General features: G+C 59.9%; 24 protein-coding genes. 9 read left to right on the top strand and 15 right to left on the bottom strand.

Translation table 11 applies throughout. The features are described 5' to 3' along the window. Positions 1 to 37 precede the first annotated feature (37 nt). Together ACYZT4_RS22035 and ACYZT4_RS22030 are read right to left on the bottom strand one after the other, a co-directional pair. Entirely contained in the window at positions 38 to 493 is a 456-nt protein-coding gene (locus ACYZT4_RS22035; protein WP_461982952.1) for a YaiI/YqxD family protein, read from the bottom strand. A gap of 45 nt (positions 494 to 538) precedes the next feature. Beyond that, positions 539 to 2,437: an FTR1 family protein gene (locus ACYZT4_RS22030; RefSeq protein ID WP_461982951.1), complete on the bottom strand. Its 1,899-nt coding sequence runs from the start codon at positions 2,435 to 2,437 to the stop codon at positions 539 to 541. A gap of 315 nt (positions 2,438 to 2,752) precedes the next feature. Between ACYZT4_RS22030 and ACYZT4_RS22025 the strand changes: the two genes are divergently transcribed. From ACYZT4_RS22025 to ACYZT4_RS22010, 4 genes are read left to right on the top strand one after another with little or no spacing between them, the layout of a single operon-like run. After that, on the top strand, positions 2,753 to 4,147 hold the full coding sequence (locus ACYZT4_RS22025; RefSeq protein ID WP_461982950.1) for a COG3014 family protein: 1,395 nt from the start codon (positions 2,753 to 2,755) through the stop codon (positions 4,145 to 4,147). 15 nt (positions 4,148 to 4,162) lie between these two features. Beyond that, positions 4,163 to 4,534: a YcfL family protein gene (locus ACYZT4_RS22020; protein ID WP_461982949.1), complete on the top strand. Its 372-nt coding sequence runs from the start codon at positions 4,163 to 4,165 to the stop codon at positions 4,532 to 4,534. Positions 4,535 to 4,567: 33 nt separating this feature from the next. Beyond that, a complete protein-coding gene (gene lpoB / locus ACYZT4_RS22015) occupies positions 4,568 to 5,155 on the top strand; it encodes a penicillin-binding protein activator LpoB (protein WP_461982948.1) in 588 nt (195 codons plus the stop codon). A gap of 3 nt (positions 5,156 to 5,158) precedes the next feature. Continuing rightward, positions 5,159 to 5,902 carry a penicillin-binding protein activator LpoB gene (locus tag ACYZT4_RS22010; protein ID WP_461982947.1) on the top strand — a complete coding sequence of 248 codons (744 nt, stop codon included), beginning with the start codon at positions 5,159 to 5,161 and terminating at the stop codon, positions 5,900 to 5,902. Between the two features lie 55 nt (positions 5,903 to 5,957). On the opposite strand, the gene rhtB is transcribed toward ACYZT4_RS22010, so the two are convergent. From rhtB to ACYZT4_RS21995, 3 genes are all read right to left on the bottom strand, one after another. Then, positions 5,958 to 6,590 (bottom strand): homoserine/homoserine lactone efflux protein, encoded by a 633-nt coding sequence (gene rhtB, locus ACYZT4_RS22005; RefSeq protein WP_461982946.1) that lies wholly within the window; start codon positions 6,588 to 6,590, stop codon positions 5,958 to 5,960. A 117-nt stretch (positions 6,591 to 6,707) separates the two neighbouring features. Continuing rightward, positions 6,708 to 7,289, bottom strand: coding sequence for a mechanosensitive ion channel domain-containing protein (locus tag ACYZT4_RS22000; protein ID WP_461982945.1), 582 nt, complete (start codon positions 7,287 to 7,289; stop codon positions 6,708 to 6,710). Next, positions 7,289 to 9,196, bottom strand: coding sequence for an ATP-binding cassette domain-containing protein (locus tag ACYZT4_RS21995; RefSeq protein WP_461982944.1), 1,908 nt, complete (start codon positions 9,194 to 9,196; stop codon positions 7,289 to 7,291). The genes ACYZT4_RS22000 and ACYZT4_RS21995 overlap by 1 nt, the downstream gene beginning before the upstream one ends. 50 nt (positions 9,197 to 9,246) lie before the next feature. On the opposite strand from ACYZT4_RS21995, the gene ACYZT4_RS21990 reads away from it, so the two are divergent. Continuing rightward, positions 9,247 to 9,711, top strand: coding sequence for a TIGR02444 family protein (locus tag ACYZT4_RS21990; RefSeq protein WP_461982943.1), 465 nt, complete (start codon positions 9,247 to 9,249; stop codon positions 9,709 to 9,711). Here ACYZT4_RS21990 and ACYZT4_RS21985 read toward each other — a convergent pair. Beyond that, positions 9,708 to 10,787, bottom strand: coding sequence for an AlgP family protein (locus ACYZT4_RS21985; RefSeq protein WP_461982942.1), 1,080 nt, complete (start codon positions 10,785 to 10,787; stop codon positions 9,708 to 9,710). The genes ACYZT4_RS21990 and ACYZT4_RS21985 overlap by 4 nt on opposite strands. Before the next feature lie 192 nt (positions 10,788 to 10,979). On the opposite strand from ACYZT4_RS21985, the gene ACYZT4_RS21980 reads away from it, so the two are divergent. Further along, positions 10,980 to 11,645, top strand: a complete 666-nt coding sequence (locus ACYZT4_RS21980) for an FKBP-type peptidyl-prolyl cis-trans isomerase (protein ID WP_461982941.1) — start codon at positions 10,980 to 10,982, stop codon at positions 11,643 to 11,645. 62 nt (positions 11,646 to 11,707) lie between these two features. Here ACYZT4_RS21980 and ACYZT4_RS21975 read toward each other — a convergent pair whose 3' ends face one another. The 7 genes from ACYZT4_RS21975 to ACYZT4_RS21945 form a co-directional block, all read right to left on the bottom strand. Beyond that, positions 11,708 to 12,166 carry an Rsd/AlgQ family anti-sigma factor gene (locus ACYZT4_RS21975; RefSeq protein ID WP_059403934.1) on the bottom strand — a complete coding sequence of 153 codons (459 nt, stop codon included), beginning with the start codon at positions 12,164 to 12,166 and terminating at the stop codon, positions 11,708 to 11,710. Between the two features lie 176 nt (positions 12,167 to 12,342). Then, the gene (locus tag ACYZT4_RS21970; protein WP_461982940.1) at positions 12,343 to 12,894 is read right to left on the bottom strand and encodes a disulfide bond formation protein B; all 552 of its coding nucleotides are present in this window, start codon (positions 12,892 to 12,894) and stop codon (positions 12,343 to 12,345) included. A 246-nt stretch (positions 12,895 to 13,140) separates the two neighbouring features. Next, a complete protein-coding gene (locus tag ACYZT4_RS21965) occupies positions 13,141 to 14,379 on the bottom strand; it encodes a heme biosynthesis HemY N-terminal domain-containing protein (RefSeq protein ID WP_461982939.1) in 1,239 nt (412 codons plus the stop codon). Continuing rightward, positions 14,376 to 15,536, bottom strand: coding sequence for a uroporphyrinogen-III C-methyltransferase (locus tag ACYZT4_RS21960; protein WP_461982938.1), 1,161 nt, complete (start codon positions 15,534 to 15,536; stop codon positions 14,376 to 14,378). The genes ACYZT4_RS21965 and ACYZT4_RS21960 overlap by 4 nt, the downstream gene beginning before the upstream one ends. Positions 15,537 to 15,552: 16 nt before the next feature. Beyond that, on the bottom strand, positions 15,553 to 16,320 hold the full coding sequence (locus tag ACYZT4_RS21955; RefSeq protein WP_461982937.1) for a uroporphyrinogen-III synthase: 768 nt from the start codon (positions 16,318 to 16,320) through the stop codon (positions 15,553 to 15,555). Continuing rightward, positions 16,317 to 17,258, bottom strand: a complete 942-nt coding sequence (hemC, locus tag ACYZT4_RS21950; protein ID WP_461982936.1) for a hydroxymethylbilane synthase — start codon at positions 17,256 to 17,258, stop codon at positions 16,317 to 16,319. Before hemC ends, ACYZT4_RS21955 begins: the two co-directional genes overlap by 4 nt. A gap of 138 nt (positions 17,259 to 17,396) precedes the next feature. Beyond that, positions 17,397 to 18,143 (bottom strand): LytR/AlgR family response regulator transcription factor, encoded by a 747-nt coding sequence (locus ACYZT4_RS21945; RefSeq protein ID WP_461982935.1) that lies wholly within the window; start codon positions 18,141 to 18,143, stop codon positions 17,397 to 17,399. 459 nt (positions 18,144 to 18,602) lie between these two features. Here ACYZT4_RS21945 and argH point away from each other — a divergent pair, with 459 nt between their 5' ends. Continuing rightward, the gene (gene argH / locus ACYZT4_RS21940; protein WP_461982934.1) at positions 18,603 to 19,997 is read left to right on the top strand and encodes an argininosuccinate lyase; all 1,395 of its coding nucleotides are present in this window, start codon (positions 18,603 to 18,605) and stop codon (positions 19,995 to 19,997) included. 54 nt (positions 19,998 to 20,051) lie between these two features. Here the strand turns inward: argH and ACYZT4_RS21935 are convergent, their stop codons facing one another. Next, the gene (locus tag ACYZT4_RS21935; RefSeq protein ID WP_461982933.1) at positions 20,052 to 20,723 is read right to left on the bottom strand and encodes a glutathione S-transferase family protein; all 672 of its coding nucleotides are present in this window, start codon (positions 20,721 to 20,723) and stop codon (positions 20,052 to 20,054) included. Positions 20,724 to 20,903: 180 nt separating this feature from the next. Next, on the bottom strand, positions 20,904 to 21,563 hold the full coding sequence (locus ACYZT4_RS21930) for a glutathione S-transferase family protein (protein WP_461982932.1): 660 nt from the start codon (positions 21,561 to 21,563) through the stop codon (positions 20,904 to 20,906). 124 nt (positions 21,564 to 21,687) lie between these two features. Here ACYZT4_RS21930 and ACYZT4_RS21925 point away from each other — a divergent pair, with 124 nt between their 5' ends. Both ACYZT4_RS21925 and ACYZT4_RS21920 read left to right on the top strand, forming a co-directional pair. Further along, positions 21,688 to 21,972: a hypothetical protein gene (locus tag ACYZT4_RS21925; RefSeq protein WP_461982931.1), complete on the top strand. Its 285-nt coding sequence runs from the start codon at positions 21,688 to 21,690 to the stop codon at positions 21,970 to 21,972. Positions 21,973 to 22,261: 289 nt separating this feature from the next. Continuing rightward, positions 22,262 to 22,507, top strand: a complete 246-nt coding sequence (locus ACYZT4_RS21920; protein ID WP_461982930.1) for a TIGR02647 family protein — start codon at positions 22,262 to 22,264, stop codon at positions 22,505 to 22,507. Positions 22,508 to 22,643 lie beyond the last annotated feature (136 nt).

Below are 22,643 nucleotides of genomic sequence, written 5' to 3'. Positions count from 1 at the left end.
GCGAGCAAGCTCGCTTCTACAGGGCTCAGCGCAAGGTTCAGCACTTCCTCGTTAGCCGGGTAAGAATCCGGTCCAGCGCATTGGCAAACGCCTGTTTCTCACGATCGCCGAACGGCGCGGGGCCGCCGCTCATTTGTCCCTGTTCACGCAGATCGGTGAACAGGTTACGCACAGCCAATCGATCGCCCATGTTCTGCGCATCGAACTCCTTGCCCCGCGGGTCCAGCGCCGCGACGCCCTTCTTTACCAGCCGATCGGCCAGCGGCACGTCGCTGCAAATCACCAACTCGCCTGGCACCGCGTGTTCCACCAGATAATCGTCTGCCGCATCAGGACCACTGGGCACAACGATCAACTTCACTATTGCCAGCGCGGGTTTGATCTGTGGCTGCCCCGCCACCAGCACCACTTCGTACTGACGTTTGAGGGCGAACTTCACCACCAGATCCTTCGCCGCCCGCGGGCAGGCGTCGGCATCGATCCATACACGCATTGTGTTTTTTCCTCCTCCGAAAAGCTTCGCGGGCAGCGAATGCCCTTAGGAAACCTGCACCCGCCGCTTCTCGACCAACCGGCTACGACCATACAACACGATGATCGCAATGATCGCCACCGCCTGCGCACTCAGCGAATAGGCATCGGCATGAATACCCAGCCAGTCGAAGTCAAAAAACGCCACCGGCCGCGTGCCGAAAATCCCGGCTTCCTGCAACGCTTTCACGCCATGCCCGGCAAACACCACCGACAACGCGCACAGCAACCCGGCGTTGATGCTGAAGAACAGCGCCAACGGCAATTTCGCCGAACCCCGCAGTATCACCCACGCCAGACCGACCAGCAGTACCAGCGCCGTCGCACCGCCCGCCAACACCGCGTTATGCCCCGCTGGTCCCGCCTGCAACCACAGGGTTTCGTAGAACAGAATCACTTCGAACAACTCGCGATACACCGAGAAGAACGCCAGCGTCGCAAACCCGAAACGCCCGCCCCCACCCACCAGACTGGTCTTGATGTAATCCTGCCACGCAGCTGCGTGGCGACGGTCGTGCATCCACACGCCAAGCCAGAGCACCATGACCGCGGCGAACAAGGCTGTCGCGCCTTCAAGCAGCTCTCGCTGGGAACCGCTGACATCAATCACATAGGCCGCCAGCGCCCAGGTCGCCAGCCCGGCAAGCAACGCCAGGCCCCAACCGACGTTGACACTGCGCACCGCCGATTGCTGGCCGGTATTGCGCAGGAACGCAAGGATCGCCGCCAGCACCAGAATCGCCTCCAGGCCTTCGCGCAACAGAATCAGTAGACCGGAGATGTAGCTCAGCGACCAGCTCAGGGCATCACTGCCAAGCAGGCCGGCGGATTCCTTCAACTTGGCTTTCGCTGCATCCAGACGCTGCTGAACTTCAGCCACCGGCAAACCGTCCTGCAACGACTGACGGTAAGCCATCAGGGATTTTTCAGTGTCCTTGCGAACGTTCGCATCGACGTTGTCCAGGGAGCTTTCAACCAGCTCGAAACCTTCCAGGTAAGCCGCCACCGACAAGTCATACGCCTGATCATGATCACCAGCGCGGTAGGCCGCGACGCTCCTGTCCAGGGTCGCCGCCGTGTAATCGAGCAACTGCGCCGGGCCACGTTTGACCTGCGGCGGTTGGGCGCGCTGCACACGGAAGGTCGCCGCCGCTTGCGGGCCTTCGGCGGCCAGCACTTCGGCGGGCGTCTGACGGGCCAGATCGGCAATGTTGTAGGTTTTTTCGGTTTTTGCCGCCGCTGGATCGGCGCTGAAACTGGCGATATAAGTCGCCAGGTCCCAGCGCTGACGGTCATCCAGTTGATCGGCAAAGGCCGGCATGTCAGTGCCTTCGACGCCCAGGCCCAAGGTACTGTAGAGCGCGTACAGGCTCAGGTGATCGAGTCGCTGGGCGTCGCGCAGATTGGCCGGTGGCGGCGTCAGGCCGACACCGGCCGGGCCATCGCCGGCACCCGCATCGCCATGGCACACCGAACAATGCTGGGCGTACAACGGCGCGCCGCGAGTCGGGTCCGGCGTGATGATCGGCGCCTGGCTGATTTCATACGCCACCGCGAGTTTCGCGCCGAGTTGCCGTGCCTGACGGGCGACATCCGCGCCGCCCTGACGTGCAGTCATGCCGTCGCGCAGCGTGCTCACGCCCTGCTCCAGCGCGGCTTTTTCCGGTTTGGCCGGCATCGCCGCGATCAAATCCTGCAACACCTTGATGAATTCCAGTTGTTCACGGTATTCGGATTCGTCGGTAACCTTGCCCGCCTGCACCGTCTGCGGGTAATCCGCACCGATGTAATCGAGCAAATGAAGCGCTTGCGGTGCGCCTTCCACGGTATCCGCCAGCAGATTGAAACTGCATAGAGCAAAGAACGGCAACACCAGCCAGGCCAGGAAACGGGACGGGGCAGTCATGAATGAATCTCAATTGGTAATACGAAGTAACACATTGTTCACTTCGAATGAGTTTCGCTCAAGCTTTGTTGTGTGAAACGCCGAAGACGACGTTCCGCTCACGCTTTTAATCGATGATGGCACTTTATGAAGAGACGCAATTAAAAAGCCATTACGTAGCCACCATCCGGGCTTATAATGCCGCGCCTTCAGTTGATCGATATGGCACTCAAGCTCCTCTGTGTTGGAGGAATTGGCAGGACGCCCGTCTGCGCCGATAGGTCTCAACAGCCCGACCAGCAAGCCCGGCTGCTTACATTCAGGGAAGAAGTATTCATGGCCTCCCGCGCCCTTGTTTTGATCGCGCTCAGCGCTGTCACGCTGCTCTCCGGCTGTTCGGCCTTCCGCAACTACGATTCGGAACTGGCACAAACCAACGAGCAACTGGCCTCCGGCAAGGTCGATGCCGCGTTGACCCTGCTGGAAAAAAACAACACCGGCACCGACAAAGACCTGCTCTATTACTTCGAAAAGGGTGAACTGCTGCGTGCCAAGGGCGATTTGTCCGGCAGCCAGAACGCCTGGAGCAGCGCCGACGTCGTGGTCGGCCAATGGGAAGATTCGGTCAAGCTGGACACCGGCAAATACCTCGCCCAGTTCGGCAGCTTCCTGGTCAACGACAAGGTCCGCCGTTACGAAGGCTACGACTACGAAAAAGTCATGCTGACCACTCAGATGGCTTTGAATCTGCTGGCCGTGAACGATTTCGACGGCGCACGCACCGCGATCAAGAAAACCCACGAGCGTGAAGCGGTGATCGCCGACCTGCGCGACAAGGAATACCTCAAGAGCGAAGAGGAAGCCGAGAAAGAAGGCATCAAGACCGAGTACAAGGACCTGCAGGGTTACCCGGTCGCCAGTCTGGATGCGCCGGAAGTGGTCGGTTTGAAAAACAGCTACCAGAGTGCGTTCAGCCATTACCTGGCCGGTTTCGTCTACGAAGCTCTGGGTGAAAAAGATCTGGCCGCGCCGGGCTATCGCAAAGCCGCCGAGCTGCGCCCGAACACCCCGCTGCTGGAACAGGCGTTGAAAGACCTAGACAAGAAAAACGCCAAGGACGAGGACAGCGACATCCTGATCGTCGTGCAAAGCGGTCTGGCGCCGGCCCGGGATTCGATCCGCGTACCATTGCCTCTGCCCATCAGCGGCAACGTCGTTATCACCCCGCTGTCGTTCCCGATCATCAAGCCTGACACCTCCACCGTCACCGTCGCGCAGATCGGCGTCGACGGTCAGCAGGTGAACCTGACGCAACTCAACAGCACCACCGCCATGTCCCGCCGTGCGCTGCGTGATGACATGCCGGGGATTATCTTGCGCACCACCGTACGCGCCGTGACCAAAGGCATCGCGCAGAAAAAAATCAACGAGACCAACCCGCTCGCGGGCCTGGCGGTTGGCCTCACTTCAGCCGTGCTCGAAGGTGCCGATACCCGTACATGGCGCACTCTGCCGGACAACACTCAGGTGGTGCGCCTGCGCATGAAGAAAGGCGAGCACCAGGTTTCGTTGCCAAGCGCAGTCGGTGGTTCGTTGGTCAAGATCACCGTAGACCAGCGTTATCAGGTCATCACCCTGCGTGCCGTGGGCAACCAGGTATTCGCCAGCGGCCTCGCGGCCCATGTAATCACGAGCGCGAGCCCGACCGCCGTGGCCAGCCTCAAACCTTAAGAACGGAGTCTTTACATGCGTTTCAAATTCATCGCTGTCGTTGCACTGGCCCTGTTGGCCGGTTGCGCCACACCGCCGACTCCGGAGCCGGGCAGCGCCGCGAGCAAAGTCGTGGCCATGGGCAAGCTGAAGAACATCGTGGTGGGCGCCATGCGCGTCGCCCGGGAAAACGGCTTCATGACGGTCAACGTGCAGTTGAGCAACACCAGCTTCAACAACAAGACCTTCTACTACCGCTTCGCATGGCTCGGCCCTGAAGGCTTCCCGATTGCCGAAGAGGAAACCTGGAAAAGCCAGATGATGTACGGCGAACAGACCAGTTTCATTCAGGCGATCGCGCCCACCGCCAAAGCCGTGGATTTCCGCCTCGAAATCAAAACGCCTTAACCCCCTATTCGTTCAGTTTTAGAGAGCATTCCCATGTTTGCACGCTTTTCGTTTATCGCTGTTATTGCCCTGCTGGCCAGTGGTTGCGCCAATACTTCGCCAACCCTGGGCAGCAAGAACATCAGCTACGGCGACACCAAGGCCGTGGAAACCGTGACCAACGAGTTCGGCTCCACCGACCTGCAGATGATCGCAGAATCCATGACCCGCTCCCTCGCTCAGTCCGGCATTCTGCAAGGTCGTCCGGTGGTTCAGGTCTACGACGTGAAGAACAAGACCAGCGAATACATCGACACCCGCGAAATCACCACCAGCATCAAGACCCAGCTGATGAAGACCGGCACCGCCCGCTTCGCCAGCGACAACACTGAAATGCAGAGCCAGGTTGATCAGCTCAAGCTGCAAAACCAGAGCGGCTTGTACAAGAAAGGCACCGTGGCCAAGACCGGCAACATGATCGCCGCCAAGTACCGTATCGAGGGTTCCATTAGCTCGATCGTCAAGCGCAGCAGCGATTACAAGGACGTCTTCTACAAATTCAGCCTGCAATTGATCGACGTTGAAAGCGGTCTGGCTGAGTGGATGGACGAAAAAGAGATTCGCAAAACCACGGAGCGTTAATCAATGCGCGCATGGATTGGCATGATGGCCCTGGCTTGCGCGTGCAGCGTGCAAGCGGCCCCGAAGGTCGCGGTGACTGACCTGGCGTATCAGGAGCGCGTGGAGCAATACATCCACATCGTTTCCGCCAAGAGCAATTACCGCGAGGGTTACTACAGCGCCAGTGGTTCTTCGAGCTACAACGAAATCGAAGCCACCAGCAGCTATATCGAGCAAACCGAGCTGCGCAAATTCACCGGTGACATCAAGGGCGAAATGCTCCGTTCGGGGATGTTCCAACTGGTGCAAGGCACGCCGTACACTGCCGCGTCCAAAGGTGATGTCTATGACGTAATCAAGCGGATCAAGGCCGGTAACTTCAAGGGTGCCGACTACGTACTGTTCGGCACCGTGTCGGACATCGACTTTAACCGTGACGTCAACGAACTCGCCAACACTGACAGTTATTCCGCGGTGCTGGCGTTGACGCTGGTGGCGGACTTCAGCCTGATCAACACCAAAACCTTCGAAATCACCTCGGCCTTCACGGCGATGGGCGAAGGTCAGGACACCAAGCTGTTGAACAATCGAGACGTGCGCATCTCACTGAATCGCCCGCGGGTGGTGCGTGACGTGTCCAGGTCCTTGGGCGAGGACGTGGCCCGGCAGTTGAACGAGCAACTCGGCGGCGGTGGGTCTGAGCAACCGGGGCAAGCCCCATTGAGAAACAACCTGCCACGGGATTCGGCGCCGGTGATTTTGCGCTGATCCGTTGAACGAAAAATGGCGACCCCTGGGGTCGCCATTTTTTTGCCCGATCGGTTTACACCACCGCTTTACGCAATGTGGCCATGAACGCTGCAGCGCCAATGAACAGCCCGGCAAACGTGCGGTTCATGCGTTTTTGCTGCTTCGGTGTGCGCAACAGACGCAGCACCTTGGACGCCAGACCGGTGTAACCCGCCATGACGACCAGGTCGACGCAGACCATGGTCACGCCGATGATCAGGTATTGAGCCAGCAGCGGCGCGTGCGGGTCGATGAACTGCGGTAATACCGCAAGCATAAACACCAGCGCCTTGGGGTTACTGATGTTGACCAGAAAGCCACGAAACACCAAAGCCATCGGCTTGCCGATCTGGCGCACCGCTGCGTCGTCACTCATGTCGCCAGGCAACGCGCGCCATTGTTTGATCGCGAGATAAACCAGATACGCCACACCGAACCATTTGATCGCATAAAACGCGCTGGCCGAGGCGGTAAGAATCGCCCCAACACCGGCGCCGACAATCGCGATCTGCACCGCCAGGCCCAATTGCAGGCCCAAGGCATTCCAATACCCGCGCCAGAAACCGTATTGCAGACCGCTGGACATCGACGCAATCGCGCCAGCACCGGGAGACAGGCTGATCACCCAGCAGGCGGCAAAAAAAGCCAGCCATGTTTGAAGCTCCATCGCACACCTCGACTCAGACTCGTGACAGACGTCTAAGCTAATGCGGCTTTGGGCGGATGACTATCGAATTTTGGGGAAGTTACAGGGGTTGGCAATTGTTTTGAGTTTGGAGATGGCTTACTTCTCGAACCCGCCAGACGAGAACACATCCGTACCCCGCCAACGCCGAACCGAGCGCTGGAAGAACAGGCTGTTCGGAACCTGCACCATCGCACTGCCCGTCCCGAGCTCTTCTGCCTCGATCAACGTGGTGTACAGCAGATTGATCGCCACCACCCGACCTTTGACGCCGGGCTTGTCGGTGGTGTCCACCAACTCGACCACGTCGCCAATCCGGAACGGGCCGACGGTAAAAATCAGGATCGCGCAGAGCAGATTGGAGAGTACGCTCCACATGGCGAAAAACGCCACCGCCGCCACCGCGACGAATCCCGACAACGCGGTCCAGAGCACCGTGGCAGACACACCCAGGCGTTCGAGCACGAAAATCAGCGCGCTGCCCATGATCAGCCAGCGTAACCCGCCCCGCAGCGGCATCAGCAACTGCGGTGGAAACGGGTAGCGCTCGCCCAGGCGAGTCAGGCCTTTGGCAACGAAGCGTTGCGCGAAGTAGCCCGCCAACAGGATCAGCAGGATTTGCACGACGAGCCAGATCGGCTCGATCCAGACAGCCGGCAGCGGCAGCTTTAACGCGTCCATCAGGACAGCGCCTCCAGCTCCGCCTGCATGCTTTCGAGCAATTCCAGGGCTTCCATCCAGGTTTCTTCCAGCTCGGCTTCGCGCACTTTCAGTTTGGCTTGCTCGGCCAGCAGATCACGCAGATCGTTTTTGCGTGCCGGTTCGTAGATATCACTGTCGCCGAGGCTGGTGTCGATCTTCGCCAGTTTTTCGTGCAGCTTGCCCAGCTCGGCTTCGAGCTTGTCAGCCTCGCGCTTGTGCGGCGCCAGTTGCTGGCGCAGCGCGGCGGCGGCCTGACGCTGGGCCTTCTTGTCGGTCTTGTCCGGGTTGACCGGCGTGCTGACCGGGGCATTGCGCTGACGGTACTCGACCAGCCAACGCGCATAGTCTTCAAGGTCGCCGTCAAACTCTTCGACCTTGCCGTCTGCCACCAGATAGAAATTGTCGGTGGTGCTTTTTAGCAAATGACGATCGTGGGAGACCACCAGCACCGCACCACTGAATTCCTGCAGGGCCATGGTCAGCGCCAGGCGCATTTCCAGGTCCAGATGGTTGGTCGGCTCATCGAGCAGCAACAGGTTCGGCCGCTCCCAGGCGATCAACGCCAGTGCCAGGCGAGCTTTCTCACCACCGGAAAAATTCAGCACCGGCTCGTCGATCCGCGCACCGCGAAAGTCGAAGCCACCGAGGAAGTCGCGCAGGGTCTGCTCGCGTTCGGTCGGCGCCAGACGCTGCATGTGCAGCAACGGGCTGGCCTTGGAGTCGAGAGAGTCAAGCTGATGCTGGGCGAAGTAACCGACAACGGTGTTCTCGCCACGGGTAAGCCGACCGCCCAACGGCGAAAGTTCACCGGCAAGGTTTTTGATCAGGGTCGATTTACCGGCACCGTTCGGTCCGAGCAGACCGATGCGCGCGCCAGGGGTCAGTTGCAGCTTGACCTTCTCCAGCACGGCTTTGTCGCCGTAGCCCAAACGGGCGTCGGACAGGTCGATCAACGGGCTGGAAATCTTCGTCGATTCGCGGAAAACGAAGTCGAACGGCGAATCGACATGAGCGGCGGACAACTCTTCCATCCGCTCCAGCGCCTTGATCCGGCTCTGGGCCTGACGGGCCTTGGTGGCCTGGGCCTTGAAGCGGGCGATGTAGCTTTCCATGTGCGCGCGTTGCACTTGCTGCTTCTCGTAAGCCTGCTGTTGCTGGGCCAGACGCTCGGCACGGGCGCGTTCGAAAGCGCTGTAGCCACCGCGATAAAGCGTGATCTTGCGTTGATCGACGTGAGCGACGTGATCGACCACGGCGTCGAGAAAGTCCCGGTCGTGGGAAATCAGCAACAGAGTGCCGGGGTAACTTTTCAGCCATTCTTCGAGCCAGATGATGGCGTCGAGGTCCAAGTGGTTGGTCGGTTCGTCGAGCAGCAACAGGTCCGAAGGGCACATCAACGCCTGCGCCAAATTCAGACGCATCCTCCAGCCACCGGAGAAATCGCCTACAGGGCGATCCATCTGTTCGTTGGTGAACCCGAGGCCGGCCAGCAGCTTGCGGGCCCGGGCATCGGCGGTGTAACCGTCGGCGCTGTCGAGTTCCGAGTGCAGGCGGGCCTGAGCAGCACCGTCATGGGCAGCTTCGGCCGCGCCGAGGTCACGTTGCACCTCGCGCAGGCGCAGGTCGCCATCGAGCACGTAGTCGACCGCCAGGCGTTCGAGCGTCTCGATTTCCTGGCGCATGTGGGCGATGCGCCAGTCGGCCGGCAGAAAGCAGTCGCCCGAGTCCGGGTGCAGTTCGCCCCGGATCAAGGCGAACAGGCTCGATTTGCCGGCGCCGTTGGCACCGATGAGGCCGGCTTTGTGGCCGGCGTGCAAGGTCAGCTCGGCGTCTTCTAGCAGACGTTGAGGGCCACGCTGTAAAGTCAGGTTCTGAAGTCGAATCATAATGGCGGCGGAGTCTACCAGCTTCGCTCGCAACTGGCGCGAGTAGCACTATGTCCTCTGACCTGTGGAGCTTTTCCCTTGGCACTTACGCCCGGCCCGGCGTTGAAGCCGCATGCCTGAACTTGCAGTCCGGGGGGGTGAATGTGTGTCTGTTGCTGTGTGGATTGTGGCTGGGGCAGAGAGGCGTTGCCTGCAATGAGCGACGATTGCAGCAGCTTTGCAATGTCGCTGAACCTTGGGATGCGGACGTCGTGCGGCCGCTTCGAGCCTTGCGTACGCAATGGAAAGTCATCGCGATCGAGGATGCAGGACTGAAAGTGTTGCGCGAACAAGTGAAGGCGCTGGAGCTGGATGCCGAGCGGCATCTGTTAATTCGACTGGAAAGGTTGGCGTTGAATTGGCCGCAGAACGAGGCGACCGATTTATCAGTCTGGCTGGACGGTGTGGCGGCGGGCGCCGCACACCTGGACCGCGACGCGCTGCATCAGCTGCGCGTCGCGGCAACCGGCACTTAGGAAGCGCTGGTTGGGGTGGTGCTGGTGCTCGACGACGCAACTGGCGTTGGCGCAGTGGTGGCGGTCGAGGTGGAAGCTGCTGGAGCGGCCGATGCCGAAGCAGATGGCGCAGGCGTTGCAGGCTTGGCAGCAGCAGCCGGAGTCGGCTTGGCAACAGCGGCCGGTTTTTTCACAGCGGGCTTGGCGGCAAGTTTGGCGACCGGTTTGGCAGCAGCGGGCTTGGCTGCTGGTTTCGCAGCGGCGGGTTTGGCAGCAGCAGTTTTCGCAGCAGCAGTTTTAGCCGCTGGTTTTGCAGCTGGCTTGGCTGCAGTTTTTGCTGCGGCTGGTTTGGCAGCAGGTTTCGCAGCGGCGGCTTTGGCGGCTGGTTTGGCAGCGGCGGTTTTCGCTGCAGCAGGTTTGGCGGCAGCGGTTTTGGCAGCAGGTTTGGTAGCAGCAGTTTTTGCAGCCGGTTTCGCAGCAGCAGTTTTCGCAGCGGCAGGCTTGGCGGCAGGTTTGGCAGCGGCAGTTTTCGTAGCCGGTTTCGCAGCGCTGGCAGCGACCGGTTTTTTCGCGGCAGGTTTAGCGGCTGGTTTAGCGCCAGCTTTCACAGGTGCCTTGGCAGCAGGCTTGGCCGGTGCTTTTGCAGCAGCCGGTTTGGCAGCAGCTTTCCTGGCGGGGGCCGCAGCGGACTTGGCCGAACGCAGGGACAACGCCTTGCCGACAGCCTCTTGTACACGACCGACGCCCTGGGCCAGTTTCAGGCTTTCTTGAGCATCGCGCTTGAGTTGCAGAATGTAGGCACGGGTGTCGGACTGACGATCCTTGAGGGCATCGAGCACGTCTTCAAGTTGCTGCACGCCGTCCTTCGCCTTGGCTTGTGCTTTGGCTTTGCCGGCCGCCGCGGCGTCCTGCAATTTGGTGCGGGATTTATGCAATTTTTCCTGCGCTTTTCCGCGCTGTTTTTCCAGTTTGGCGAGCAGTTTTTCAGCATCAGCCAAGGCTTGGGAGCAAGCGATTTCCAAATGCTCGAGCAGGCTGCCCGAGAGTTGTTGGAGTAAGTGCAACGGGGTATTTACAGGCTTCTTGGTGGCCGACATGGTTTACCTCCTGGCTGACGTGGGTGCGGCTCATACTAGACCTCTGTAAGGACCGCCGCTAGCGCATGTTGACAGTATCGAAAGCAGTGCGTTGCAACGAATCGAAAATCTTCTGTGCTTGCGTAAAACAAGTTCACTGTCGAAGGCATTCACACTGGCATAATCTGTCGCATTCCAGGCCGGAGAGTACCGATGTCGCGCTACCTTTTTTTATCGCTATGCATGTTTTTTTCCGTAGCCCAGGCCGCTGAAAAAACCAAGGAAACAGAAGCTCACGATCTCGCTTACAGCCTGGGTGCGAGCCTCGGTGAACGCTTGCGACAGGAGGTGCCCGAGTTGCAGCTCCAGGCACTGATCGAAGGGTTGCAACAAGCCTATCAAGGCAAACCCCTGGCGCTGAAAGATGAGCAGATCGAACAGATTCTGACCGAGCACGAAGCCCAGGTGTCGTTGCAACAAAGCGCACCGCAGACTGAAGTCGTCCTCGAAAAAGAACAGCGTTTTCTCGCCGTGGAAAAAGCCAGGCCCGGTGTCCGTGAATTGGCCGACGGCGTATTGATGACTGAGTTGGTTCCTGGCACCGGCGCCAAGGCCGGTCCGAATGGCAAAGTCCAGGTGCTGTACGTCGGTCGTCTTCCCGATGGCACCGTGTTCGATCAGAACAGTCAGCCGCAGTGGTTCAGCCTCGACAGCGTGATCAGCGGATGGCGCAGCGCGCTGCAAAACATGCCGGTCGGTGCGAAGTGGCGGTTGGTGATTCCATCGGCCCAGGCCTATGGCGCCGACGGTGCCGGAGACTTGATCGAGCCGTTCACGCCGCTGGTATTCGAAGTCGAATTGCGCGGCGCTACGAGCTGAATGACGGAAACGAAAAACGGCGCGCAGAGCGCACCGTTTTTGAAGGTGTTGCCGGGAGGGATTCAGGCTTGAACCGAGTCCTCTTCCTTGTGAGCGGTGTGCAGCACTTCGATCAGGCAGTCTTCCAGTTCGAAGCGTTCGTGCAACAGACCGCCCAACTCCTTGAACTTCTCTGCCACGCACTTGCCTGCATCGCACAGGTCGTTGAACGCGAGCAGCTTCTCGGTAATAACGTCAATGCGCGGGTAGATCGTCTCGGCCAACTCGAGCCCGCGAGTATCGCCGAACGCCTTGGCTTCCCCCGTCAGCTGTTCGTAGATCTCGAAGTGTCCGGCGGACACGTAATCGACCAACACCCCGCAGAATTCCTGCAATGGCTTGCGGTCCTCGCCCAGAGCCTCTGGCTTGGCGCCGAGAGCATCATAGGCCCGAACCAGTTCGTGACGCTCCTGCAACCAGCGATCGATCAGCAGATGCACTCCACCCCAGCGTTCCTGAGCATTCTGACAACTTTCGAGCATGGTGATCTCTCTTCCCTTGTGGGTCATGCTGCCCTACACCCGACGCCCACTTGAAGGTCAAGTTCGCCAGGCAGAGCGTCATCCGAGCAACACAATTCCAATGACACGTGCGGGCCAGATTATGCCCGCACGACAATGGCTTCAAGTTACGCAGGAGATAAAGTTCATACAAGTGTTTAATCGCCCGCCAGCGCCGCATGCGACGACTCGCCGCTGGGCGGTCGCTGGAGGGTCATGCGCAGAAGGCGCAGCAACTGATAAACACCCACAATCGTGGCCCCGACAAAAAACAGCAAACTCCATTCCGGCAGGCTCAGGTCGAACAGCGTCCAAGAAATCTGAGCGCAGTCGGCCGTGCCGTTGAACATTTGCTGCACCGTGCCAACCCAGGAATTGTTGGCGAACAGCTCGACGAAATTGGGCGAACAAGGGGATAGCTGTTGCAGCGGGTCGCCTTGCAGCAATACCTGGCGCCCTGCGATTACAGTTCCCGCCAGGCTGCACAGCACACCCAGTAACCAATACAGGAAAGCACCCAGGCGATCGGGCCCATGCACTGAAGCCACCAGACAGACACCCGTGAGCAGCGCCAGACACACCCTTTGCAACAAACACCTGCCGCAGGGTTGAAGGCCGACTGCATATTCCAGGTAATAGGAAATGCCCAAGGCCAGGGCACCGGCGACGAAAACCATGAAAAACAAGGAGCGTGAGCAGGCCAAAGACATGGCTTTTCCGTACCAGTAGAGACAAGTGGTTACGGTAGAGGAAAGCGTGCCAGCCTTTCAAGATAAGGCAGCAGGGACACTTCCACGCAAGCGTAGGGAATTCCCGACAGAATCGAGAGGATCAGATGTAGTCCTCTGTAGGACTTTGCCACCACCGGAAAAAAGCTGTAGGAAAACGACGATTCCGTGAGGCTGAACAACGAACTTTGTAGCAGCTAGCGCAGCTTGCTGCTACAAAAGCGATCGTCAAGCGCGGACGGGTACAGGCAACGGCGCCGCCAGCAAGCGTTCATCCAGAAGGCCAAGGCCTTCCTGGAACAACTGATTGCTGCGCTCTGTGTCGCCCAACTGCGCCAGCAATCGCGCCAGCTCCGCGCAGGCTTCCGGATTGCGCTGCACGCTCAAGCTGCCTTCAAGGTAGTCACGCGCCTTGCCCCACAGGCTGTTTTGCAAACACAGGCGACCCAGGGTCAATAGCAGGCTCGGATCAGCCGGATGATTCTTCAACCACCCCTCGGCGGTCTGCAGCTGACGCGCCGGATCACTGCCGCGCACCAACCCGTAAAGACGTGCGAGATGGCTGTCGTAGCTGCGTTTGAGCGCAGTCCGTAGAATGTCTTCAGCCTCGACCTGGGCTCCTAACTGCCGCAATTGCTCGGCATACGCCAACACCAGTTGCGGCTCCTGACGCTGCGCTGAAGAGAGTTGCTGCCAGGCGCCGTTGAGCGTCTGCAAACCGACCGTACCGTTTTCTTCCTGATGCGCCGCCAAGGACAAGTTTTCCCCCCACGCCCGGCGCTCCAGTTCGGCCAGTTCGGCGGGCGGCAGGACTTTGTCCTTGCGCAACTCCGGCAGCAGGCGAATCACCGCTGACCAGTCACCGCGCTGTTGATGCAAACGCTGCAGCTGACGCAAGGTCTGGACGTTATGCGGATGACGCTCATGCATCGCCTGCAACGTCGCCAGGGCGCCGTCGGTGTCGCCACGGTCGGTTTGCAACTGCGCATGACTCAAGGCGATGGCCAACTCCGCCTGGGGCTGACGCTCCAGCGCACGCTCCAGCAGACTGTCGCTTTCCTCGTAGTGACCTTGTTCGTTCGCGGCGCGCGCGGCGCCGAGGTAGTAGAGCAGCGGCTGGCGCTCGGCCTCGGCGGCACGATGCAAATGACGCTGCGCACTGGCCCAGCGACCTTCGGCCAGGTCCAGCTGACCATGTTCGATCGCCACCTGCACCCGCCGACTGCGGTTGCGCCGCGACCAGGGATTGACCACGCCGCTGGAGGTGGTGACCAGTTCGACAAGCGCCTTGATACCCCAGAACACCAGCCACAGCACCGCCACCAGCGCCAGCATCGCCCACAGGCTCGATTCGAAACGGAAACTTTTGTAGGCGATCAGCACGTAGCCGGAATGCTCGGCGATCGCCAACCCCAGTGCAGCCGCTGCGGCGATGACCGCAAACACGATCACATAAAGGCGTTTCATGGCGTCGCCTCCTGCGTCGTGTCTGCGGCAGGTTTCGCCATCGGCTTGATCGAGTCCTCGGCGTTGACGTTGCGCCGCTCAAGGTAACCTTGAACCGCGCTCAGCGTGCCGGTCAGGTCAGGCGTCACCACCGTGACTGGCTCCTTGCTCAACTCACCCACCTGGTCGAGCATCACTTTGCTCTGCGGATTGTCCGGGTTGAAATTGCCCTTGAGCACGTCCCGTGCCTCGGTCAGCGCCTGGGTATACACCGGCGCCTGGCCATTGAGCGCTGCCCATTGCGCCTGCTCCAGCGCCAGGCTCAGGGCCAGGCGCACCTGGCTCAGGCTCTGCCCGGCCAGCAGCGGACGGACGTTTTTGTCAGCATTGAAATCGATACGGATGTAGCGCGAGATCTGGTCCCACCACTGCGCCCAGCGACTGGCGCCGTCGCCATCGGCGGTCAGGCCCAGCAGGGATTCACCGCGGTCCTTGTACTCGGGGGCCAGCTCGGTGAGGTTGATCACCTGATCGCGCAACGCACCCAGTCGCAGGAACAGGCCGGTGCGGTCGGGCTGTTCGGTGCTGCGCAAGGCGACCAGGGTTTTCGCCACTTGTTCGCGGGCGGCGAAGGAGCCCGGATCGTTCTGTTCGCGAAGAATTTCGTCGGCACCCTGCACCAGGGCCTGGGCGCTGTTGATGTCCTGCAACGCCGAAAGTCGCAGGCTGGCCAGGCGCAGCAAGTGCTCGGCCTCGGCCAGACGCCAGTCCTTGCGGCTTGCACCGAGGACCGTTTCGAGACGTTGATTCAAGCGTTGCTGATCGCCTTGCAACTGGGTCACCAAGCGGCTGCGAGCATCCAGTTCGTCGGCGGCCGGCATTTGTTCCAGCCGCGCGCTCAGGCGCTGTTCGTTGAGCTTCAGACTCTGCGCCTGATCGTTCAACGCCTGCACCTGACTCAACTGCTGCTGCGTATTGGCTTGCAGGTGACGCACCTGCCAGACGCCCCAACCACCCACCGCCACACCGGCGGCGCCGAGCAGCAGTGCGACGATTGCCAGCCCATTGCCTCGGTGCTGCATGGCAGCCGGGGGTGCGTTTTCAACCGGAGGGTCAATCGGCTTATCGAGATCGATCACTGGCCGGGAGTCATCTTTAGGCAAGGCAGTTTCGTTCACGTATCCATCCTTTGCATTAGAGAACGGGTTCGGGATGCTCCCGCAACGCCGTCAGCAAAGCCGCGGCACTGGCGCCACGACAATCCACAACTGTTTGGGCTCCAGCGGCACGTGCCAGCTCGGCGACCCTGGGGCTTGGAACAAACAACGGCAACCGCGCCAATTGCGGCCAGGCATCGCCGGCCAATTGATGCAGGTGCTCAAAACCCATTCCACTGCTGACCACCAGCCCGTTCAAGCGTTCCGCTTTGATCCGTTCTGGCAGCGCCACGGGCGGATAGTGCGGCATGCCCCGACGGTACAATTCCAGATACTCGACACTAGCACCAAGCTTGCGCAAACGCTCAGCGAGCAACTCACGCCCGCCCTCTCCGCGCATGATTAGCAGCCGTGGATCTGGCTGTGCGACAGCGTCGCGCAACCGGGTCAATGCCAGCAAGGCTTCGCTGTCATCGCCCTCGTCGGGAAAACTGACGTCCAATCCGTGTTCGTCGAGAATCTGCGCCGTCGCCGCGCCTACGGTGAACCACTGTAGACGCGGTGGTTGCGGCCAATACTGGTCGATCAGATCCACCGCGATTCTGGCAGCAGGTTTGCTGACCACAATGATTGCGCAGTAACGATCCAGCTCGCGAATGACCTGACGCATTGTGTCAGAGGCGGGAATCGGTTCGATTTCCAAAAGCGGCAGACTGCTGCTGAAAATCCCCTCTTGCGCCAAAGCAACACTCAGCGCCGCCGACTCATCCGCCGGACGCGTCAGCAGCAGGCGCCAGCCCTTCACTCGTGACCAGCCTCGCCGTAGACCGCTTTCAAAATGTCATTGGCACCTTGGCTCAGCAGGTCTTCGGCCACTTGCACACCCAGGGTTTCAGCATCACTGCGCGGCGCGCGGGCTTCGGCGCTGAGCAGCAGGCCGCCGCTCGGATCGCCCACCAGACCGCGCAACCAGATCTGCTCGCCTTCCAGCACTGCGTAACAAGCGATCGGCACCTGGCAACCACCATTCAGGTGTTTGTTGAGGGCACGTTCTGCGGTCACGCGGGTGGCGGTGTCCAGATGGTGCAGGGGGGCGAGCAAGGCATGGATTTCGTTGTCGACGGTACGGCACTCGATGCCCACGGCGCCTTGGCCACCGGCCGGCAGGCTGTCGTCGACACTGATGGCTGAGGTGATGCGATCTTCGAAGCCCAGGCGAATCAGGCCAGCGGCGGCGAGGATGATGGCGTCGTATTCGCCGGCATCGAGCTTGGCCAGACGCGTGTTGACGTTGCCACGCAGGAAGCGGATTTGCAGGTCCGGGCGGCGGGTGAGCAACTGGGCCTGACGGCGCAGGCTGGACGTGCCGACGATGCTGCCTTGGGGCAATTCTTCCAGGCTGGCGTAGGTATTGGAGACGAAGGCGTCGCGCGGATCTTCGCGTTCGCAAATGCAGAACAGACCCAGACCTTCGGGGAAGTCCATCGGCACATCCTTCATGGAATGCACGGCGATGTCGGCTTCGTTTTCCAGCAGCGCGGTTTCAAGTTCCTTGACGAACAGGCCCTTGCCACCGATCTTCGACAGTGGCGAGTCCAGCAGCTTGTCGCCACGACTGACCATGGGCACCAGCGTCACGAGCAGACCCGGATGGGCAAGTTGCAGACGGGCTTTGACGTATTCGGCCTGCCACAGGGCGAGAGCACTTTTGCGGGTGGCGATGCGGATTTCGCGAGAGGACATGGATCAATCCGTACTGAATAGATACGGCGGATAATAACAGCTCAGCCAAATCCACTTTGACTTGTATCAGGTATTGCCCGGCCTCCCTGGCCCCGGATTTCCGGCAATCGGGTGCGGAATGCGCCTGGAAACGTTGAATTAAAGCTGTTGCATCATTTTGCGCACGCCAGCCACATGACGTCGACTGACAATCAGGGCGTCGCCATTCAGGCCTTTGAGGAATAGCTGAAAATGCCCGAGAGGCGTACGTTGCAGTCGCTCGATGCGCTCGCGAGCGACCAGGGCGTTGCGGTGGATGCGCACGAACCGGTCACCAAATTCATCTTCGAGGGCCTTTAGCGGCTCGTCCAGTAACACTTCGCCGCCTTCGTGGCGCAGGGTCACGTATTTGTGGTCGGCAATAAAATAGACCACCTGACCCAGCGGGATCAGCTCAATACCTTTACGGGTTCTGGCACTGATATGGCTGCGCGGACCGCTGCCGGTTTCGGCGGCGGGACGGGTCAGGGCCGCGAGCTGCACACGATTGGGCCGCTCGGCTTTTTTCAACGCATCATGCAAATGTTCAGTACGCACAGGTTTCACCAGATAGCCTACGGCGCTGGCCTGTAAGGCTTCCACGGCAAATTCATCGGGACCTGTGCAAAACACCACGGCGGGCGGGGTTTCGCGTTCGCACAATCGAGCAGCCACTTGCAGGCCATCGAGGCCCGGCATGCCGATATCGAGCAATACGATATCGGGCTTGTGGCTGTCGATCAGTGCCAACGCTTCTTCGCCGTTCGTGGCGCTGGGCTCCAGGACACTGTATCCCTCGAGTTCACCGACCATTCGGCTCAGGCGCTCGCGGGCAAGGGGTTCGTCATCAACGATCAGGACATTCATATTGCGCTGGATTCCTGCGTGAGTCTCGCACAAGGATAGCGTAGACAGGTGAAGTGACGTCCGTCACCGCGATCCACGCTAAGACTAGCGCGAGGGCCAAAAAGTGCCGCCAGGTCGACGGCTAAATTATCATCTGCCAGGCAATGGGCGGCCCTGGCCCGCGTTGGCGAGGCATCGCCGTAGGGTTTGCTGATACACAATATGAACACCCCCTCTTCTTATAGCCAGCTTGCGAATCGAGAAGCGCGCTGATCCTACTGTCCAACTGTAGACGGTTGCCGGGACGTTATTGCTCAAATGAAAAATATCGTTGCGCAATTCCGGTCACGCTGGCGTCGAGCATAGGCCGGGACATGAGAAAAAAACGTATCGACCAGTGCCAGCGACAGGATTGGCAACCCTGTTATTATCCGCGACAGCTTTCAACGCCATCTTTCTTCAGCCGATACGAGCGAATTCATGAGCACTGACAAGACCAATCAGTCCTGGGGCGGCCGCTTCAGTGAACCCGTCGACGCTTTCGTCGCCCGCTTCACCGCCTCCGTCACCTTCGACCAGCGCCTGTATCGCCACGACATCATGGGCTCGATTGCCCACGCCACCATGCTGGCCAAAGTCGGCGTGCTGACGGATGCCGAGCGCGACAGCATCGCTGATGGCCTGAAGACCCTCCAGGGTGAAATCGAGGCCGGCCAGTTCGACTGGCGCATCGACCTCGAAGACGTGCACATGAACATCGAGGCGCGCCTGACCGACCGCATTGGCGTGACCGGTAAAAAGCTGCACACCGGGCGCAGCCGTAACGACCAGGTTGCCACCGACATCCGCCTGTGGCTGCGGGACGAGATTGACCTGATCCTGGCGGAAATCACCCGCCTGCAAAAAGGCTTGCTGGAGCAGGCCGAACGCGAAGCCGGCAGCATCATGCCCGGTTTCACTCACCTGCAAACCGCGCAGCCGGTGACCTTCGGGCATCACATGCTGGCGTGGTTCGAAATGCTCAGCCGCGACTACGAGCGCCTGGTCGACTGCCGCAAGCGCACCAACCGCATGCCGTTGGGCAGCGCTGCGCTGGCCGGCACCACGTACCCGATCGACCGCGAATACACCGCGCAACTGCTGGGCTTCGATGCCGTGGGCGGCAACTCGCTGGACAACGTGTCCGATCGTGACTTCGCTATCGAGTTCTGCTCGGCGGCGAGCATCGCGATGATGCACCTGTCGCGATTCTCCGAAGAGCTGGTGCTGTGGACCAGCGCGCAGTTCCAGTTCATTGATCTACCGGACCGTTTCTGCACCGGCAGTTCGATCATGCCGCAAAAGAAAAACCCGGACGTGCCGGAACTGGTTCGCGGCAAGACCGGCCGCGTTTTCGGCGCACTGATGGGCCTGTTGACCCTGATGAAAGGCCAGCCGTTGGCCTACAACAAGGATAACCAGGAAGACAAGGAACCGCTGTTCGACGCCGCCGACACCCTGCGCGATTCGCTGCGTGCCTTTGCTGACATGATTCCGGCAATCAAACCCAAACACGCAATCATGCGCGAAGCGGCGCTGCGCGGTTTCTCCACCGCCACTGACCTCGCCGACTACCTGGTTCGCCGTGGCCTGCCGTTCCGTGACTGCCACGAAATCGTCGGCCATGCGGTGAAGTACGGCGTGGAAAGCGGCAAGGACCTGGCGGAAATGAGTCTGGAAGAGCTGCGCAAGTTCAGCGACCAGATCGATCAGGACGTCTTCGCCGTGCTGACCCTGGAAGGCTCGGTGAACGCCCGCGACCACATCGGCGGAACTGCACCGGCACAGGTCAAGAAGGCTGTGGTTCGCGGTCAGGAATTGCTCGCCAGCCGCTGAGTCGACTGTAATACCTGAGCTCGATGGCCGCCCGGCCATCGAGCTTTTTTATGCTCAGCTTTTCGCGCCCACTTTCCCCACCCGTTCCAGAAAGGCCGGCGCTTCGGCCAACCGGTCAGCGGCAACTTTTTGTACATTCGGATTTTCGGCCAGACGCTCCAGCAAGGCTTTAGCGTCGCGCATGTCGGACAGGTAATCGATGTTGAACAACCGCTTGCCAACGTCTAGCGCCAACTCGACGCTGTACAGAAAGTACAGATCAGCCAGGGTGAACTGCTCGCCCGCCACGTAAGGAGCGAACCGCGCCCGGTGTTTCAAGGCGGTAAACCCTTTGATCAGGTCTCGCTCGGACTTGGCCCTCAGCGCTTCGGGCGTCGGCCTGCCCCCAAAGAACACTTCGACGTAACAGACTCGCGCCGGGAGCTCGATGTACAACTCGATTTCCTTGGCCAATGCTCGAACCCTTGCCCTTGCGAACGGATCTTTGGGCAGCAGCGCAATTCCACCTTGAGTATCTTCGATGAAATCGAGAATGGCGTCCGTCTCGCTCAGGAAACCTTGCTCGGTCTCCAGCACCGGCACTTTCCCGCGAGGGCTGACAGCGAGGATGTCCGGGTTCTGGCACCCATGGAACGGGATGGTTTCAAACGGCACGCCTTTTTCCAGAAGGGCCAGTTTGACCATGTTGAAATAGTTGCTGGCAGCAAAGCCATAGAGCTTGAGCATCGTCGGGTCTCCTTGACCGTATGAATTCGTTGCTCAAGGTAAACATTGCCCGAAGGCCTGTGAGCGTTCGCGTATTACCGGATGCGACGAAAACGCACAGAAGCGCCGCCCGACGTGGATGGCGGCCTAATGGGACAAAAGATTACGAATCTTCTGACACGCAAGATGGCCGCTTCTTTTTTATCGCTTGCCCGCCACCATCGCCATAAACGCCGGCATCGCCGCTTCCTTGTCCGCCGCAATCCGCTGCACGTTCGGATTCTGCTCCAGACGCTCCAGCAGCGCCTTGGCCGCCGGCATCTCAGCCAGCAAATCCAGCCCGAATAGCTTGTGTCCCACCGCACAGGCCAGCGGCACGCTGTACAGGAAATACAGATCCGCAAGGCCCAGGCTGTCGCCGGCAACATAAGGGGCGAACTTGCCGTGCCGTCCCAGCGCAGCAAACCCCTGCTGCAACTCGGCCCTGGCCTTGTCCTTGATCGCTTCCGGCACTGGCATGCCGAAAAACGCCTCTCCATAACAGGCGCGACCCGGCAGTTCGATATAAAGCTCGATTTCCTTGGCCAGCGCCAGGACCTGCGCTCGCTCGAAGGGGTCGATCGGCAGCAGCGGTACGCCCTGCTGGCTCTGCTCGATGTACTCGAGTATCACCGCCGTTTCGTTGATGAAACCTTGCTCGACGCGCAAAACCGGCACCTTGCCACGTGGACTGATCGCCAAGGCTTCGGGGCTGGTCCCGGCGTAGAACGGCACTTCTTCGAACGGCAGCCCTTTCTCGAGCAGCGCCAGTTTCACCATGTTGTAGTAGTTGCTGACGGAAAATCCATAAAGCTTGAGCATCACAAAGCCTCCGGGCCGTGCGGGGTTGGCAGTGCGTGTTTATAGAACGCCTGGCCGTATCTCGCCAGCAGCATCACGGCGATGAATGCAGGTAAACTGCCCGCCTTAACTTGAGGAGCCTGCCATGAGCGAGCCAACAGAGATCGAAATCGACGAAGAAGAGTTCGCCGAAAACACGCTGGTCGAAGCAATCGAAAACCAGATCGAAAGCGACAACCCGCCGGCCGCCAAGGCGACCTTCAACAAGCTGACCCTGGTGGGTTACGAGCGTGAGGAAATCCTCAACCTGATGGCTCACGTTTTAGCGGTAGAAATCGACGCAATCCTCGAAGAAGACCGCGCGTTCAATACCGAATGGTACGAAGCGGCGCTGCGTGCGTTGCCGGAATTGCCGCCGGAAAAGAAGTAAGCATATAACGCTGTCGGAGCGGGCTTGCTCACGAAAGCGATGTGTCAGTTGACCTCCATGCTGCCTGACCCACCGCTTTCGCGAGCAAGCCCGCTCCCACACAGTTTGTGACCAATCACTCCTGCCTTCCCCCAGACCCTGACTACACTGGTACGCACCCCGCTGCCGCACCACCCGCCGGGGAATGCACCTCGAGGTGAAAAACCCTGTCGCGAGCACTGGACATGCCGCACGAGTGGGATCACCTTAGGGGCGCTGTCGTCCAATTCCTAGAAAGTCTGGAGTCCTTATGTCGCTTACCCCTGAGTTGGTTGCCGAACTGGAAATCCTCGCCCTCTTCAACCTGGACAGTTCCCAGGAAGGTTTGAAAATTCATCAGACCGCTGCCCCGAAAGCCATTGCTGCCGCTCAACGCCTGTACCAAAAAGACCTGATTGACCAGCCCGACGGTGGTTATCTGACCAGCCTGGGTCGTGACGCCGCGCAAAATGTGCAAACGGTTCTGACCATTCTGAGTGTCCAGGAAACAGCCTGACCCTACTCGTATCGCCCACGGAAACCTCCAGTGACGGGATTTCCGCGGGCACTCCCTGATACAACTGTCGCCCAGCGATAGAAATCTGACGCCAAAAAAACACAATCAGCCTGAAGGTGTCGCGACCGAGGCGCTA

It is taken from the genome of Pseudomonas sp. GB2N2, assembly GCF_054897705.1.
This window is presented reverse-complemented; position numbering and strand designations above follow the sequence as displayed.

Coding starts and splice junctions, on each gene's coding strand:
- ACYZT4_RS22035 (WP_461982952.1), bottom strand. CDS start 493: ATGCGTGTATGGATCGATGCCGACGCCTGCCCGCGGGCGGCGAAGGAT.
- ACYZT4_RS22030 (WP_461982951.1), bottom strand. CDS start 2,437: ATGACTGCCCCGTCCCGTTTCCTGGCCTGGCTGGTGTTGCCGTTCTTT.
- ACYZT4_RS22025 (WP_461982950.1), top strand. CDS start 2,753: ATGGCCTCCCGCGCCCTTGTTTTGATCGCGCTCAGCGCTGTCACGCTG.
- ACYZT4_RS22020 (WP_461982949.1), top strand. CDS start 4,163: ATGCGTTTCAAATTCATCGCTGTCGTTGCACTGGCCCTGTTGGCCGGT.
- lpoB (WP_461982948.1), top strand. CDS start 4,568: ATGTTTGCACGCTTTTCGTTTATCGCTGTTATTGCCCTGCTGGCCAGT.
- ACYZT4_RS22010 (WP_461982947.1), top strand. CDS start 5,159: ATGCGCGCATGGATTGGCATGATGGCCCTGGCTTGCGCGTGCAGCGTG.
- rhtB (WP_461982946.1), bottom strand. CDS start 6,590: ATGGAGCTTCAAACATGGCTGGCTTTTTTTGCCGCCTGCTGGGTGATC.
- ACYZT4_RS22000 (WP_461982945.1), bottom strand. CDS start 7,289: ATGGACGCGTTAAAGCTGCCGCTGCCGGCTGTCTGGATCGAGCCGATC.
- ACYZT4_RS21995 (WP_461982944.1), bottom strand. CDS start 9,196: ATGATTCGACTTCAGAACCTGACTTTACAGCGTGGCCCTCAACGTCTG.
- ACYZT4_RS21990 (WP_461982943.1), top strand. CDS start 9,247: ATGTCCTCTGACCTGTGGAGCTTTTCCCTTGGCACTTACGCCCGGCCC.
- ACYZT4_RS21985 (WP_461982942.1), bottom strand. CDS start 10,787: ATGTCGGCCACCAAGAAGCCTGTAAATACCCCGTTGCACTTACTCCAA.
- ACYZT4_RS21980 (WP_461982941.1), top strand. CDS start 10,980: ATGTCGCGCTACCTTTTTTTATCGCTATGCATGTTTTTTTCCGTAGCC.
- ACYZT4_RS21975 (WP_059403934.1), bottom strand. CDS start 12,166: ATGCTCGAAAGTTGTCAGAATGCTCAGGAACGCTGGGGTGGAGTGCAT.
- ACYZT4_RS21970 (WP_461982940.1), bottom strand. CDS start 12,894: ATGTCTTTGGCCTGCTCACGCTCCTTGTTTTTCATGGTTTTCGTCGCC.
- ACYZT4_RS21965 (WP_461982939.1), bottom strand. CDS start 14,379: ATGAAACGCCTTTATGTGATCGTGTTTGCGGTCATCGCCGCAGCGGCT.
- hemC (WP_461982936.1), bottom strand. CDS start 17,258: ATGTCCTCTCGCGAAATCCGCATCGCCACCCGCAAAAGTGCTCTCGCC.
- ACYZT4_RS21945 (WP_461982935.1), bottom strand. CDS start 18,143: ATGAATGTCCTGATCGTTGATGACGAACCCCTTGCCCGCGAGCGCCTG.
- argH (WP_461982934.1), top strand. CDS start 18,603: ATGAGCACTGACAAGACCAATCAGTCCTGGGGCGGCCGCTTCAGTGAA.
- ACYZT4_RS21935 (WP_461982933.1), bottom strand. CDS start 20,723: ATGCTCAAGCTCTATGGCTTTGCTGCCAGCAACTATTTCAACATGGTC.
- ACYZT4_RS21930 (WP_461982932.1), bottom strand. CDS start 21,563: ATGCTCAAGCTTTATGGATTTTCCGTCAGCAACTACTACAACATGGTG.
- ACYZT4_RS21925 (WP_461982931.1), top strand. CDS start 21,688: ATGAGCGAGCCAACAGAGATCGAAATCGACGAAGAAGAGTTCGCCGAA.
- ACYZT4_RS21920 (WP_461982930.1), top strand. CDS start 22,262: ATGTCGCTTACCCCTGAGTTGGTTGCCGAACTGGAAATCCTCGCCCTC.